The following is a 13,089-nucleotide window of genomic DNA, read 5'->3' on the forward strand; positions in this document are numbered from 1 at the left end:
CGTCCCTCAATTCACCGACGGCTCGTCCAGCCGGAACGCGAAGGTCGCCGTGTAGACGTCCTCGTCGGCGAGCGTCGGGGTGGCGGAGGGGCTCACCGTCTGGCTCACCGTGAGCACCTGGCTGCCGGCCTTGCGGATCGGCACCGTGGCGATGCCGTCCGGGTCGGTGGTGTAGGCCGGCACCCCGGCGCGCTCCGGCTCCATGCCGCTGTCGCCGTAATAGAGGTCGGCCCCCGGCAGCGGCGCGCCGCGAAACAGCACCCGCACGCGGATCGCCCCGGCGGTCGGACCCGGGATCTCGACCGGCACGATCTCGAGCGTGTGGCCGACCACCCGCAGCCACGGCGCGCCGGGGCCGAACGCCGCCTTGGCGTATTTCACCGACCAGAAGCCGGAGCGGGCCTGCGGCACCAGGCGCCGGCTCGCATTGAGGCGGGTGCCGTCGCGAAGGATCGTCCAGTAGCCGGCATCGTAGGTCGCGGCGACGAGGGTGCGGCCGGGCTTGGCGCCGAGCGGCGCCAGCAGGGCGGGCGGCACCTCCGGCGGGGCGGGCTTGAGGGCGCCGCGCAGGCTGGCGGTCCCGTCCTGCGTCAGGGCGAGAAGGTCGATGAGCTGGGGCAGCGCCGGCGCCTCGCGCTTCGACACGTGGCCGTAATTCACCCGGACCTGCGGCACGGATTCGACGGTGCTGAGCGTCAGCCACAGCTCCTGCGCCCGGCCGGGCCCTGCGGCTCCCAGGACGAGGCCGGCGACCAGGGCAGTGCGGAGCAGGGACGGCATCGATGGTCGAACTCCTCGGGCGGCACCCCGTCCCGTCCCGGATGGACGGGCCGGGGGCGCCGCGCGCCGATGGATGCGGGGCACGAAGGCAGACCCTCGGCGACCCCGCAGCGGCCAGGCATGATAACCCATCCGGCGCCGAACCGATCCCTCGCCGGACGGTATCGTCCGGGGCGCCGTCACGCGGGGCCGGCACCGTGTGAACCGGCGGCGCCATCACCGGTTCCGCGCGAAGCCGCGAGGGCCAGCGCCTTGAGGCGCGCCTTCGCCGCAGGGTCGGTCGGGCAGCCGGCGTCGAGCCAGGCCCGGCGCGCCGCCGCGAGGCCCCGGCCGAGGCCGCGGCCGGGATAGGCTCCCGCCGCCACCAGGGCTGCCCCCGTGACGGGAAAGACCGGCACCGGCTCCTCGCCCGCGGCGAAGCGCGAGAGCAGGTCGGCGGCGTCCGGCCCGAGGACCGGCCGCGGCTCGCCCCGCGTCACCAGGGCGGCGTCCGTGACCGCGCCCGCCCCGTGAACCGCCACCAGGCGCCGCAACTCCGCCGGCACCAGGGGTTCTCCCGCCCCGTGCAGGGCGGCCTCGGCGCCCGCATAGGCCGCGAGCCGTGCGTGCTCGGCCTTCGACAGGCGCAGGGACTCGCGCAGCCGCTCGGCATCGGCGCCCGAGCGCACCGCCAGCGCGGCGAGGCGGCGCACCGGGTCGGGCTCGGCCTCCGCGGCGGCGACGCGCGCGAGCCGGCCGAGATCGCCGACCCCGCCGATCAGGCGCAGCAACAGCCCCGTGTCCTGCATCACCGCCGCGACGGCGGGCGCCCCGGGGGCGGCGAGCAGCTTCAGGAGTTCCCCCCGCACCCGCTCGCGGGAGAGAAGCGCCAGCCCGTCCCGGGCCTCGATCGCGGCGGCAAGGCCCTCCGGGTCGGGGGCGCCGGTGCCGAAGCGGGCGTGGAAACGGAAGAAGCGCAGCACCCGCAGGTAATCCTCGCGGATGCGCTGGCGCGCCTCGCCGATGAAGCGCACCCGGGATGCGGCGAGGTCGGCGAGGCCCCCGACCGTGTCGTGCACCGCCCCGTCCGGCGTGACCGAGAGGGCGTTGACGGTGAAGTCGCGCCGCGCGGCGTCGCGGGCGAAGTCGCGACCGAAGCTCACCACGGCGTGGCGCCCGTCGGTCTCGATGTCCTCCCGCAGGGTCGTGACCTCGAACGGCTCGCCCTCGGCGACCACCGTCACGGTGCCGTGGGCGATGCCGGTCGGCACCGGCTTCAGGCCGGCCCCGCCGGCCCGCCGCACCACCTCGTCGGGCAGCAGGGTGGTGGCGAGGTCGATATCGGCGACCGGGCGGCCGAGCAGCGCGTCGCGCACCGCGCCGCCGACGAGGCGGGTCTCCTCGCGGGCGTCGGCCAGGGCATCGAGCACCCGGACGAGGCGCGGTCGCGCCAGCACCGCCCGCAAGGCGGCCTCGTCGAGGGGCGGGCTCACCGGAACTGCCCGGGCACCACCCGGCCGTTCTCGATATGGGTCGGCACGAAGCCGTCCTGGTGCCGCTCGGCGGTGAGGGCCACCACCACGAAGGAGGCGATGACGAGGGCGGCACCGGCGATGGCCAGCCGCAGGGACTGGTCGCTCCAGGCCGCCCAGCGCAAGGGGTTGCGCCGGCTGAGCACCAGCCAGAGGCCGAAGGCCGCGAAGGGCAGCAGGAACAGCAGCATGTCGTCGATCAGCGCGCGGGCCATTCGGTTCACTCGTCCGCGTCGCGGAGTCGGTCGTAGAGGTTGCGCACGATGCCGGCGGTCACCCCCCAGATGTAACGCTCGCCGAAGGGAATCGCGTAGTAGCGCCGCTGGCGCCCGCGCCATTCCCGGCTGTGCAGGGCATGGTTGGCGACATCCATCAGGAAGTCGAGCGGTACCTCGAACGCCTCCGCCACCTCGTGCGGGTTGAGGGTGAGGGACGCGTCCGGCGCCACCAGCCCGACCACCGGCGTCACCAGGAAGCCGGTGCCCGACAGGTACGGGTCGAGGTAGCCGAGCGGCGTCACCGCCGCCGGGTCGAGGCCGATCTCTTCCTGCGCCTCCCGCAGGGCCGCCGCGAGGGGGGAGGGGTCGCCGGGATCGATCTTGCCGCCCGGGAAGGCGATCTGGCCGGAATGGTCGCGCAGGTGCGGCGACCGGAGGGTGAACAGCACCGAGACGGCGTCGTCCCGGGGCACCACCGGCACCAGCACGGCGGCGAGCCGCGGCGGACGCGACAGGGCGGCCTCCAGCACGTCGGGCTCGAGGTCGTGGTCGCCGCGGGGGGGCGAGGGCGGTGGATTCGCGGTCTCGTCCTGCGGGCCCGGCGGCTCGGGGCGCAGGCGGGTCCGGGCGCGCTCCAGGAAGAGGTCGAGCGCGAGGGAGCCTTGGGCGGTGGAGGCGGCGAGATCGGTCACGACAGTTCGGACGATCGGGCGATGCGGTGGAAGCGCCCGCCGGCGGCAAGCCCGAACCAGCTCTCGCCCTGGTCCTCGCGCTCCTCGCAGAGTTCGACGAGGTCGTAGGTGAGCGCCCGGGTGACCCGGGCCCAGAGGCCGTGGCGTACCGCGACGTAGGGCTTGAACCCGCCCTCCGGATCGCGCTCGAAGCGCAGGGGATGGTCGTCGTCGAGGGGGACGACGTCGTCGAGGTTGGTGCGGAACGCGACGGCGCGGGCGTCGCCCTCGCCCTCCACCGCCATCTCGACCGCCAGGAAGGCCGCGTCCTCGACCTCGATCCCGACCCGCTCCACCGGCGTCACCAGCACCGTGCGCCCGTCCGAGTCGCGGCGCAGGATGGTCGAGAACAGCTTGACCAGGGCCGGCCGGGTGATCGGGCTGCCGTTGTAGTGCCAGGTCCCGTCGGCGGCGATCCGCATCGGGATCTCGCCGCAATAATCCGGGTTCCAGCGTTCGACCGGCGGCGGGCCGCGCCGGCTCCCCTCGGCCCCGAGGGCGGCGGTCAGGCGTTCGAGGACCCCACCGGGCGGGGTGCCGTTCGGATCGTGCGTCATCCGGCTCTACATAGCGGATCGGGGCGGCTTGTGTACGGGCGGACGCGACCGGGCGTTCTTCGCTACGGGCTTTCTTGCCTGACGGGCATTCTTGCCTCACGGGCTTTCTTGCGGCCGCCGGCGCAGGATCTTCCACACCCCGGTGGCGGTGGCGACGATGCGGCCCTCGCACCGCGCATCGCCGCGCAGGAAGACCAGGCTGCTGGTGCGCTGCACCACCTCGGGCGTCATCGTGATCGTCTCGCCGATCCGGCCGGCGGACACGAACTGCATCTCGAACTGCACCGTGACGCAGTTCGCCCCGCCGGCGGCCCGCATGGCGGCGAAACCGAGCGCCCGGTCGGCGAAGGTCATCATCATGCCGCCCTGCACCACGCCGATCAGGTTGGCGTGCTTGGGCTCGGCCCGGAACGCGAAGCTCACCGCCTCGCCCTCCTCGCGCAGCATCACCGGGCCGACGAGGGAGAGGAAGCCCGGATCGTCGAAGGGGCGCCAGCCGGTCAGGTCGGGTGCGGTCATGGGGTCTCGGGGGTGAGGGCGCTGGACAGCGCGGCCGTGGCCGTGCCTCAAGGTCTTTACCAAGAAAATCGCCAGGGAGGGGCCCGTGACGGAACAGACACCCGATGCGCGCGTGCGCGCCAGCTTCGACAAGCAAGGCCTGATGCGGACCCTCGGCGCGACGCTGGACGCGGTGTCGCCCGGCGCGGTCGCGATCGCGCTGGTGCCCGGGCCGGCGGTATCGCAGCAGCACGGCTTCGTCCATGCGGGGGCGGTGAGCGCCATCGCCGACAGCGCGGCGGGCTACGCGGCCCTGACGCTGATGCCGCCCGGCGCCGGGGTGCTGACGGCGGAGTTCAAGATCAACCTGCTGGCCCCCGCCGCAGGCACGCGCATCCTGGCGCGGGGCCGGGTGGTGAAGGCGGGGCGGACCCTGACGCTCGCCCAGGCGGAGGTCTTTGCGGAGGATGACGGGCGCGAGAAGCTGGTCGCGCTCCTCACCGCGACCCTGATGGCGGTGCAGGGGCGGGACGGCGTCGGCGACTGAGCCGCAGGTTCCGGCAATCCGGCCCCGGCGGACGCCGCCGGAGCCGGATACGGGCTTACTTCTGGGTCTCGAGGTAGGCCTCGAGATCTTTGATCTTCTTGTCGTCCTTGACGCCGGCGAAGATCATCTTGTTGCCGGGCACCTTGGCCTTCGGGTCCTTGATGTATTCCATGAAGGTGACCGAGTCCCAGGTCAGGCCGGAATTCTTCATCGCGGCCGAGTAGTTGTAGCCCTCGTGGGTGCCGGCCTTGCGGCCGATGAGGCCCTTGAGATCCGGGCCGACGCCGTTCTTGCCGAAGGCGTGGCAGGCCTTGCACTGGGCGAAGACCTTCTCGCCGGCGGCGGCGTCCTGGGCCTGGGCGGCGAAGGGGAGAAGGGCCGCCAGGGCGGCACCGAGGATGAGCTGACGCATGAGGTTCCCTCCAACGGACGTCGTTCGCGACCGGCCACCGGGATATGGCCCAGCCTGCAATTTGGTACAGTTAAAAACGCCGGCGGTTCGCGACGGGTCCCGTGCGGCGAAAAGAAGCTGTGCCGCGGTTCCGCGCAATCGGACGAAGGTGCGGGGCGACGGGACGGATGGGCGCGCTCCCTCGCCTGCCTTATGATGGGGCACGAGCGACCGCCCGACCGGTCGGACAAGAATCCCGAGACTCCCGAGGACACGCCATGACCATCGCCTTCCCGCTTCCGGATCCCGCGATCCTCGCCCGCCGCGACGCGATCCTGGACGGCCTGCGGGGCCTGGTGGCGCCGGAGGCGCTGGTGACCAGCGAGGACGAGCGCCGCGCCTTCGAGACCGACGGCCTCACCGCCTACCGCAAGATGCCGCTCGCCGTGGTGCTGCCCTCGACGACCGCCGAGGTCTCCGCCGTGATGCGCTACTGCCACGAGGCCGGGGTCAAGGTGGTGCCGCGCGGCGCCGGCACCTCGCTCGCCGGCGGCGCCATCGCGCAGGAGGACGCGGTGATCCTCGGCGTCGCCAAGATGAACCGGGTGCTCGACGTCGATTTTCCCAATCGCACCGCCCGGGTCCAGGCCGGCATCACCAACCTCGCCATCAGCGCGGCGGTGGCCCACGAGGGCTTCTTCTACGCCCCCGACCCGTCGAGCCAGCTCGCCTGCACCATCGCGGGCAACATCGCGATGAATTCGGGCGGGGCGCATTGCCTGAAATACGGCGTCACCACCAACAACCTGATGGGCGTGACCCTGGTGATGGTCGACGGCACGGTGGTGGAGATCGGCGGCGACCACCTCGATTCCGCCGGCTACGACCTGCTCGGCCTCGTCTGCGGCTCGGAAGGCCAGCTCGGCATCGTCACCGAGGCGACCGTCAGGATCCTGCGCGCCGCGGAGGGCGCGCGGCCGGCGCTGATGGGCTTCGGCACGGTCGAGGATGCGGGCGCCTGCACGGCGGCGATCATCGGCGCCGGCATCATCCCGGTGGCGATCGAGTACATGGACCGCGAGGCGATCACGATCTGCGAGGCCTTCGCCCATGCGGGCTACCCGCTCGATGCCGAGGCGATGCTGATCATCGAGGTCGAGGGCTGCCAGGAGGAATGCGACGCGATGCTCGCCCGCATCGTCGAGATCGCCAAGCCCTTCAACCCGACGAGCCTCAAGGTCTCGCAATCGGAGGCCGAGAGCGCCGCGATCTGGAAGGGCCGCAAGTCGGCCTTCGGCGCGACGGGGCGCATCTCCGACTACATCTGCATGGACGGCACCATCCCGACCGGGCAATTGCCGCGCGTGCTGGAGCGGATCGGCGAGATCACCAAGTCCTACGGTCTGCGCTGCGCCAACGTCTTCCATGCCGGCGACGGCAACCTGCACCCGCTGATCCTGTTCGACATCAACACGCCCGGCGAGATGGAGAAGGCCGAGGCCGCCGGAGAGGAGATGCTGAAGCTCTGCGTCGAGGTCGGCGGCTGCCTCACCGGCGAGCACGGCGTCGGCATCGAGAAGCGCGACCTGATGACTTATCAGTACAACCCGGAGGACCTGCACCAGCAGATGCGGGTGCGGGCGGTGTTCGATCCGGCCTGGCTGATGAACCCGGCCAAGGTGTTTCCGCTGGAGGGACGGATCGCGGCTTGAGGGGGAAGCAGGGTGGCGCGACGAGCCTGCCGGGCGCGTCCGCGATCAAGGCGCTCGCCGACCCGAAGGTGGTCGAGCGCGGCCGCGAGGTGATGCGCTCGGGTGCCGTCTCCGACCTCGTGCGGCGCGGCGACCAGATCACCGCCGCGGTCACGGGCAGCGAGGACGAGCCCTACCGGGTGACGGTCCGGCTGACGGAGCGCGGCGTGGCGGATTACCGCTGCACCTGCCCCTACGAGTGGGGCGGGGGCCTGCAAGCACGTCGTCGCGACCCAGCTCGCGGCGAGCAAGCCCGGTGCCGTGGCCGAGCGGCCGACCCTGCGCGAGATCCTCGACGGCCTGCCGCGCGAGGCCCTGGCCGACCTGCTCCTGCGCCGGGCCGAGGCCGATCCCGACCTCGCCGGCTGGATCGAGGTCGAGCTGGCCGTCACCCCGGGCCGCAGCGCGGTCGATCCGGCGCCGACCGCCGCACAGGCTCGCACGCTCCTCGCCCGCAAGGCCCGGACCTATTGGGACGACTACGAATCCACGGGCCCGTCCGACGAGCTGCACGAACTGGTCGAGAAGGCGGTGCCGTTCCTGGAAGCCGGCGACGGGCGCAACGCCCTGCGCGTCCTCGTGGCCGTGGCCGAGCCGTTCATCGAGCAATGGGCTCGGCGAGATGGCCGAGACCGACGAGGACATGTACCTGCTGTTCGAGGATCTCGGGCGGATGATCGCCGAGGCGGTGCTGATGGGCGACCTCTCGGAGGACGAGCGCGACGACCTGTTCGAGACGGTCGAGGGCTGGCAGGTTGAGCTCAGCGAGTACGGACCCGAGGGCCTCGCCATCACCATCGCGGCGCTCGCCGCCGGTTGGGAGGTGCCCGCGCTGACGGCCGTGCTCTCCGGCAAGACAGCGTCCCTGCCGGAGAGCGAGACGGACCTCGTCGCCGTGCGCCTGCGGGTGCTCGCGGCCTCGGGGCGCACCGACGAATACCTGAACCTCGCCCGGGCCGTCGGTGACGACGCGGCCTATGCCGGGATGCTGGTGCGCCTCGGCCGGATCGACGAGGCCGTGGCCCATGCGGCGACGCACCTGACGGATCCGGGCGACGTTCTCGACCTCGCCCGGCACTTGCGTGAGGCCGGGCATCCCGACCATGCGCTCGACCTGGCGCGGTCGGGTCTCCACCGCCCCGATCTGACGGAGAGCGGCGTGACCGCCGTCTTGGCGCGCTGGCTGCGCGATGAGGCCGCCGCGCTCAAGCGCCGGGACCTCGCCCTCGAAGGAGCCCGCGCCGCCTTCGTGGAGAGCCACGCCCTCGACGACTATACCGCGGCCCGAACGATCGGCCGCAAGGGCTGGGATCGCGTCCGCGACGATCTCCTGACGATCCTCGCCGAGGCCGATGTCGCCGACGACCGGATCGCGATCCTGCTCGAGGAGGGGCTGGTCGGGGACGCCATGAAGGCCGCCGAGGTCAGCCGCGAGGATCACGTCGACGAGGCGGTGCTGCACCGCTTGGCCGAGGAGGCACTGAAGCGGAATCCCGCCTGGGTCGCCCATGCGAAGCGGGCCTATCTCGCGCGGGGCCAGAGGGCGGAATGGGCCGCTCGAATCGAGGCGCTGATCACCGAGAACAAGCGGCGCCACTCGCTCAGGCCGAAGCTGGAGGCGTTGCGTGAGAGCACGCCTCGTCGCCGACGAGGCGTGCTTCCCGCGCGGCGGCGAGGCGGGCGCGGGCCACCGGCACCACGAGCCCGTTCGCCAGCACGAGGCGCAGGTTGCGGCCGTCGCGCCGGCAGCCGGTCACGGCCTCCCGCGCCACCCACCACGAGCGATGCACGATGAGACCCGGCAGGGGCTCCAAGGCCCGGACCGCCTGGCGCAGGGGCATCAGCACGAGGGCCGATCCGGCGCGGGTATGTACCCGGACGTAGTGGTCCTCCATCTGCAACGCCACGACATCCCGGCCGAGCTGCGGCGGCAGCCGGTCGAGCAGGCCGCTCGCGGTCGGAGGCGACACCGGCGGTGGAGGCGGTGGCGCCGCGGTCCGGTCGAGCCCGGCCAGGATGGCCCGGCCCGCCGCCAGCCCGACCAGGACCAGCAGCGTCTGGCCGTACCATTCCCAGGGCGGAACCCGGGCGATCGGTCCGGGCCACAGCCCGGCCGCGATCAGGCGCGACAGCAGCGCGGCCGGCACCGATGCGAGCAGCACGGCGAGGATCAGGCTGGCGGACACGGCGCCACGCCGTTCGGCCCATCGCCCGGTCCATGGCCGCATCATCGTCCCGACGCCGATCAGCAGGCCGGCGGCGCCCCACAGACAGGCCATCCAATAGGCGGCCACTACGATGGGTGATCCGTTCAGATAGCTGCCGAACGGGCCGAGCAGCCCAAGGACGAGACCGGCTGCCGTGAGCAGGACGGTGTCGCGCGTCAGGCCGTGGTCGAAGCGGGGCAGGTGCAGCGCGGGCATGGCGCGCAGCATAGGGGCGCCGCTCCACCGACGGAAGCGAACCCTCTCGCCCATCCGCGAACCCGCTCGCCCGTTCGCGCAACGCCGGCTGCGGCCCCGGCGCCCCGGTGACAGGAGGAGGACGCGGCCGAGGATGCGGGACGATGGGACGAGCGTGGATGTGGACTATGTGCCTTGCGATGGGGAGCCTGTCCGGGCCGGCCTCGGCGGGATCGGTCGGGTTCCGAACGATCGCTGTCGTGGACGGCACCGGAGCGCCCCTGGAGGTCGCGATCTGGTATCCGACTAAGGCCGCGCCGCGACCGACGCGGATCGGGCCCCTCGTCCAGGACGTCGCGCCGGATGCCGCCACCGCGGGGCGCGACCTGCCCCTGGTCGTCCTGTCGCACGGCACCGGCGGTGGTCTCACGAGCCACGCCGACACGGCGCTGGCGCTTGCCGAGGCCGGTATCGTCGCGGCGGCCCTGGACCATGCCGGCGACGATTGGCGCGATCGCAGCCGCGTGCTGGATCTGGACGGCCGGGTCGGGCAGTTCACGACCGTCGCCGCCGCCCTGGTCGCCGGGCAGGGAGGCCTGGGCATCGATCCCGCAAGGGTCGGCGCGTTCGGGTTCTCGGCCGGCGGCTTCACGGTCCTGGCTGCGGCGGGCGGACGGCCGGATCTCGACCGGATCGGCCCACATTGCGCGACCCTCCCCGACTTCTACGATTGCCGCCTCCTCGCGCAGGAGACCGGCCAGGGGCGCTGCTTGCGGCCGGTCGTGCCCGCGCCCGCTCCGCCCCTCGCCGCCTTGGTCGTCGCCGCGCCCGCCCTCGGCTTCACCTTCACCCGACCGGGCCTCGCCGACGTCTCGATGCCAGTTCAGCTCTGGCAGGCCGGTGACGACGAGATCCTGCCTGCGCCGCATTACGTCGAGCCGGTGGCCGCCGCGCTGCCGCACCCGCCTGACCTGCATGTCGTCGAGGGCGCACGCCACTACGATTTTCTCGTGCCGTGCCCGCCCGATCTGGCGAGGACGGTTCCCGAGATCTGCCAGAGCGCTCCCGGCTTCGACCGGGCCGCGTTCCACGCCCGCTTCAACGCCGCCATCGTCGCCTTCTTTGATCAGGCCTTGGCGCGGGCTCCTCAAGCCGGCGGCCCGAGCGGGGCGCAGCGGAACGCGCCGTAGCCGCCTTGCGCCAGGCGTTCGGCAAGGGCCGGCAGGACCGCGTCGGCCTCCTCGCGCAAGGTCCAGGGCGGGTTGACCACGATGAGCCCGCTGCCGCTCAGGCGCATCGGGTCGGGCCGGTGGATCAGGAGGTCGAGGCGAAGCGCCGGGCGCGGGAGGGCGGCGTCGAGGGTCGCGGCGAGGCGGTCGATCGCCGGGGCGTCCTTGATCGGATACCAGGCGAGGTAGGTGCCGGTCGCCCATTTTCCTACCGCCTTCAGGAGTTCGCGGCCGAGGCGGTCGATCTCGCCCGGCACCTCGTAGGGCGGGTCGATCAGGACGAGGCCGCGGCGCTCCTTCGGGGGGATCAAGGCGGGCAAAGCCGTCCAGCCGTCGAGGGCCAGCACCTTGGTGCGCGGATCCTGGTTGTAGCGGGCGTGCAGCACCGCGCCGTCGGCCGGGTGCAGTTCCACGAACACGCCCTGGTCGCCGGGGCGCAGGAACTCGCGGATCAAGGCCGGCGAGCCCGGATAGACCGTCTCGCCGTGGCGCGTCCGCACCGCGGCCACCGCCTGCCGGTAGGGGGCGAGCAGCGCCTCGACCGCATCGGTGAAGGGCGCGTCGAGCCGGCCGATGCCGTCATGCCACTCGCCGGTGCGCCCGGCCTCGTCGGCGGTCAGGTCGTAGAAGCCGAGGCCGGCATGGGTGTCGATCGCCCGGAACGGCGTCGCCTTGCGCTGGAGATGCGCCAGCACCCGGGTCAGCACCCAGTGCTTGAGCACGTCGGCGTGGTTGCCGGCGTGGAAGGCGTGGCGGTAATTCACGGGTCTCACGGTCCTCGTCTCGCCGTCCCGCGTGGGAAGCGGCGCAAGAGGCACTATCATCATCCCATGCGCCGCGACGAGATCCTTGCCCGCTTGAAATCCACCGAGCCCGCCCTGCGGGCGGAGTCGCCGCACTTTACCTGTTCGGCTCCCATGCCCGTGACGATTCGGACATCGACGTGTTCGTCGACCCGGCGCCGGGCGTGACGGTCGGCTTCCTGCCCTCCGTGGCCGCCTACGAGGTGATCGAGGCTGCGGTGGGAGGCCCGGTGGATTACGGCATGCGCAGCGGTTTGCACCCGATCTTGCGCCCGCAGATCGAACGGGATGCGGTCAGGGTGTTCTGAGGACCGGCGGCGCGCTCTACCGCCCCGCCCCCACCGTCACTTCGCCGGCCCGGCAATTCTGGCGCGCCACCTCGGGACAGGCGGTGAAGCCGCGCAGGTCCTTGGTGAAGCAGATCCGCACCTCCTGGAGCTGCCCGGACCGGCAGGTGACCGCCATCATGTCCGGGCGCAGGCCCGGATTGGCGGCGACGAACTGGCGGGCGATGTCGATCGGGGCGGCGCGCAAGCCCTCCGCGGGCTTGACCAGCGCGGCGGGGATCGTCACCGCGTCGCGGGCCTTGGCGGTCGCGCGGAAATAGGCGGCGGGGTCGAGGCCCGAGCAGGTGCCGTGCTGGCGCCATTCGTGCCGGGCCAGGCCCTCGCTCGGGAAGACGCCCTCGGCCTCGGCCATCGCCGGGCGGCTCGGGCTGCGGGGAAAGGCGCCGCACTCGCTCGGGAAGCCGCGGTCGTATTGCGGCCACAGGCCGTGGACCACGAAGCCCGGGTTGCGGCCCGTGTCGCATTGCCGGTCGTTCCGGCGCTCGCCGGTGAGCGCGCAATAGGTCGGCGACCAGGAAAGCGACAGGACGTAGAAGTCGAACGAGCCGGGCTCGCCCCCGCGCCCCTGCGCAGCGGCCGGGCCCGCGAACGCCGCGAGCGCGAGGAGGGCGGCGGCGAGCCGGGAGCCGCGCCCGATCGCGTTGCGTTCGGACGCCCCTCCCGGTGTTTGAGTGTGCCGCATTTTCTGCGACGAACCGGTATCCACTTCGTCGGAAAATGCTCTCGTCATCAGGGCCGCGCCTCGCGGCAGGACGAGGCCGAGGCGTAGGCATAGGCGAGGTTGCGGTCGAGGCCGTGGACGCAGAACTCGACGCCGTAGGTCGCCCCGATGATGCCGAGGCTCTCGCGCACCGAGTAGTCGACCCGCCGGCGCACCCCGTCCGAGGTGGTGGCGACGGCGGTGCAGAAGCGCCGGGGAATGAAGTCGACGCCCCAGGGCCGCCAGGCGGTGCGCTCGATGCTGTCGTAGGCCGCGATCGTCAGCGTCGAGTTCCAGAACTTCGCCTCCTTCTCGGCGAACTGGTAGGTGATCTTCTCCAGCACGCCGGCATCCTGGCAGCCGGGGATCTGGGCGTCGAACGGGAACTCGCGCTCCTCGGCCGGGGCGATCTCCTGGCGGGCCGAACGGGCTTGCGCCGCCGACAGGCCGGCGGTGACGGCGAGCCCCGCGAGGAGGGCGGCGAGGAAAGGTGTCTTGCGGAAGGGCGTCTTGCGCATGGGCCGGTCCTTGGACCCGGGGGCGGGCGCGGGGCCCGAAGCCTTCCGGGTGAATGACGGTTGCTCTCTCGAGCCTGACACCAGGCTTCCGCCCGCGCCAAGTCAA

16 protein-coding genes are annotated in these 13,089 nt (G+C 72.6%); 5 read left to right on the forward strand and 11 right to left on the reverse strand.

The window, feature by feature from the left end; translation table 11 throughout:
• Positions 1 to 6: 6 nt before the first annotated feature.
• The 6 genes from G4G93_RS01475 to G4G93_RS01500 form a co-directional block, all read right to left on the reverse strand.
• Complete coding sequence (locus tag G4G93_RS01475) at positions 7 to 780, reverse strand: DUF4198 domain-containing protein (protein ID WP_165080572.1); 774 nt, start codon at positions 778 to 780, stop codon at positions 7 to 9.
• Positions 781 to 959: 179 nt separating this feature from the next.
• Positions 960 to 2,252, reverse strand: coding sequence for a CCA tRNA nucleotidyltransferase (locus tag G4G93_RS01480; protein ID WP_165080574.1), 1,293 nt, complete (start codon positions 2,250 to 2,252; stop codon positions 960 to 962).
• Positions 2,249 to 2,506, reverse strand: a complete 258-nt coding sequence (locus tag G4G93_RS01485; RefSeq protein ID WP_165080576.1) for a DUF6111 family protein — start codon at positions 2,504 to 2,506, stop codon at positions 2,249 to 2,251. Before G4G93_RS01485 ends, G4G93_RS01480 begins: the two co-directional genes overlap by 4 nt.
• Before the next feature lie 5 nt (positions 2,507 to 2,511).
• A complete protein-coding gene (locus tag G4G93_RS01490) occupies positions 2,512 to 3,201 on the reverse strand; it encodes a CoA pyrophosphatase (protein WP_165080578.1) in 690 nt (229 codons plus the stop codon).
• Positions 3,198 to 3,797, reverse strand: a complete 600-nt coding sequence (locus G4G93_RS01495) for a DUF1285 domain-containing protein (RefSeq protein ID WP_165080581.1) — start codon at positions 3,795 to 3,797, stop codon at positions 3,198 to 3,200. Before G4G93_RS01495 ends, G4G93_RS01490 begins: the two co-directional genes overlap by 4 nt.
• Before the next feature lie 96 nt (positions 3,798 to 3,893).
• Positions 3,894 to 4,316: a PaaI family thioesterase gene (locus G4G93_RS01500; RefSeq protein ID WP_165080583.1), complete on the reverse strand. Its 423-nt coding sequence runs from the start codon at positions 4,314 to 4,316 to the stop codon at positions 3,894 to 3,896.
• 85 nt (positions 4,317 to 4,401) lie between these two features.
• Between G4G93_RS01500 and G4G93_RS01505 the strand changes: the two genes are divergently transcribed.
• The gene (locus tag G4G93_RS01505; RefSeq protein WP_312891619.1) at positions 4,402 to 4,842 is read left to right on the forward strand and encodes a PaaI family thioesterase; all 441 of its coding nucleotides are present in this window, start codon (positions 4,402 to 4,404) and stop codon (positions 4,840 to 4,842) included.
• A 55-nt stretch (positions 4,843 to 4,897) separates the two neighbouring features.
• On the opposite strand, the gene G4G93_RS01510 is transcribed toward G4G93_RS01505, so the two are convergent.
• Complete coding sequence (locus tag G4G93_RS01510; protein ID WP_165080585.1) at positions 4,898 to 5,254, reverse strand: cytochrome c family protein; 357 nt, start codon at positions 5,252 to 5,254, stop codon at positions 4,898 to 4,900.
• Between the two features lie 257 nt (positions 5,255 to 5,511).
• On the opposite strand from G4G93_RS01510, the gene G4G93_RS01515 reads away from it, so the two are divergent.
• Together G4G93_RS01515 and G4G93_RS01520 are read left to right on the forward strand one after the other, a co-directional pair.
• Positions 5,512 to 6,945, forward strand: a complete 1,434-nt coding sequence (locus G4G93_RS01515) for an FAD-linked oxidase C-terminal domain-containing protein (protein WP_165080587.1) — start codon at positions 5,512 to 5,514, stop codon at positions 6,943 to 6,945.
• 300 nt (positions 6,946 to 7,245) lie between these two features.
• The gene (locus tag G4G93_RS01520; RefSeq protein ID WP_165080588.1) at positions 7,246 to 7,743 is read left to right on the forward strand and encodes a hypothetical protein; all 498 of its coding nucleotides are present in this window, start codon (positions 7,246 to 7,248) and stop codon (positions 7,741 to 7,743) included.
• 842 nt (positions 7,744 to 8,585) lie between these two features.
• Here the strand turns inward: G4G93_RS01520 and G4G93_RS01525 are convergent.
• A complete protein-coding gene (locus G4G93_RS01525) occupies positions 8,586 to 9,419 on the reverse strand; it encodes a LytTR family DNA-binding domain-containing protein (RefSeq protein WP_165080589.1) in 834 nt (277 codons plus the stop codon).
• A gap of 227 nt (positions 9,420 to 9,646) precedes the next feature.
• Here G4G93_RS01525 and G4G93_RS01530 point away from each other — a divergent pair, with 227 nt between their 5' ends.
• The gene (locus tag G4G93_RS01530; protein WP_312891620.1) at positions 9,647 to 10,576 is read left to right on the forward strand and encodes an alpha/beta hydrolase family protein; all 930 of its coding nucleotides are present in this window, start codon (positions 9,647 to 9,649) and stop codon (positions 10,574 to 10,576) included.
• Here G4G93_RS01530 and G4G93_RS01535 read toward each other — a convergent pair.
• Positions 10,534 to 11,379 (reverse strand): 23S rRNA (adenine(2030)-N(6))-methyltransferase RlmJ, encoded by an 846-nt coding sequence (locus G4G93_RS01535; protein ID WP_165081324.1) that lies wholly within the window; start codon positions 11,377 to 11,379, stop codon positions 10,534 to 10,536. The two genes, G4G93_RS01530 and G4G93_RS01535, sit on opposite strands and share 43 nt — an antisense overlap.
• 179 nt (positions 11,380 to 11,558) lie before the next feature.
• Between G4G93_RS01535 and G4G93_RS35675 the strand changes: the two genes are divergently transcribed.
• A complete protein-coding gene (locus tag G4G93_RS35675) occupies positions 11,559 to 11,726 on the forward strand; it encodes a hypothetical protein (protein ID WP_246736467.1) in 168 nt (55 codons plus the stop codon).
• Positions 11,727 to 11,742: 16 nt separating this feature from the next.
• Here G4G93_RS35675 and G4G93_RS01545 read toward each other — a convergent pair whose 3' ends face one another.
• Both G4G93_RS01545 and G4G93_RS01550 read right to left on the reverse strand, forming a co-directional pair.
• Positions 11,743 to 12,447, reverse strand: a complete 705-nt coding sequence (locus G4G93_RS01545) for a ribonuclease T2 family protein (RefSeq protein ID WP_165080593.1) — start codon at positions 12,445 to 12,447, stop codon at positions 11,743 to 11,745.
• A gap of 47 nt (positions 12,448 to 12,494) precedes the next feature.
• A complete protein-coding gene (locus G4G93_RS01550; protein ID WP_165080595.1) occupies positions 12,495 to 12,983 on the reverse strand; it encodes a hypothetical protein in 489 nt (162 codons plus the stop codon).
• Between the last annotated feature and the right edge of the window lie 106 nt (positions 12,984 to 13,089).

The organism is Methylobacterium sp. DB0501 (assembly GCF_011043735.1).
Taxonomy (GTDB): domain Bacteria; phylum Pseudomonadota; class Alphaproteobacteria; order Rhizobiales; family Beijerinckiaceae; genus Methylobacterium; species Methylobacterium alsaeris.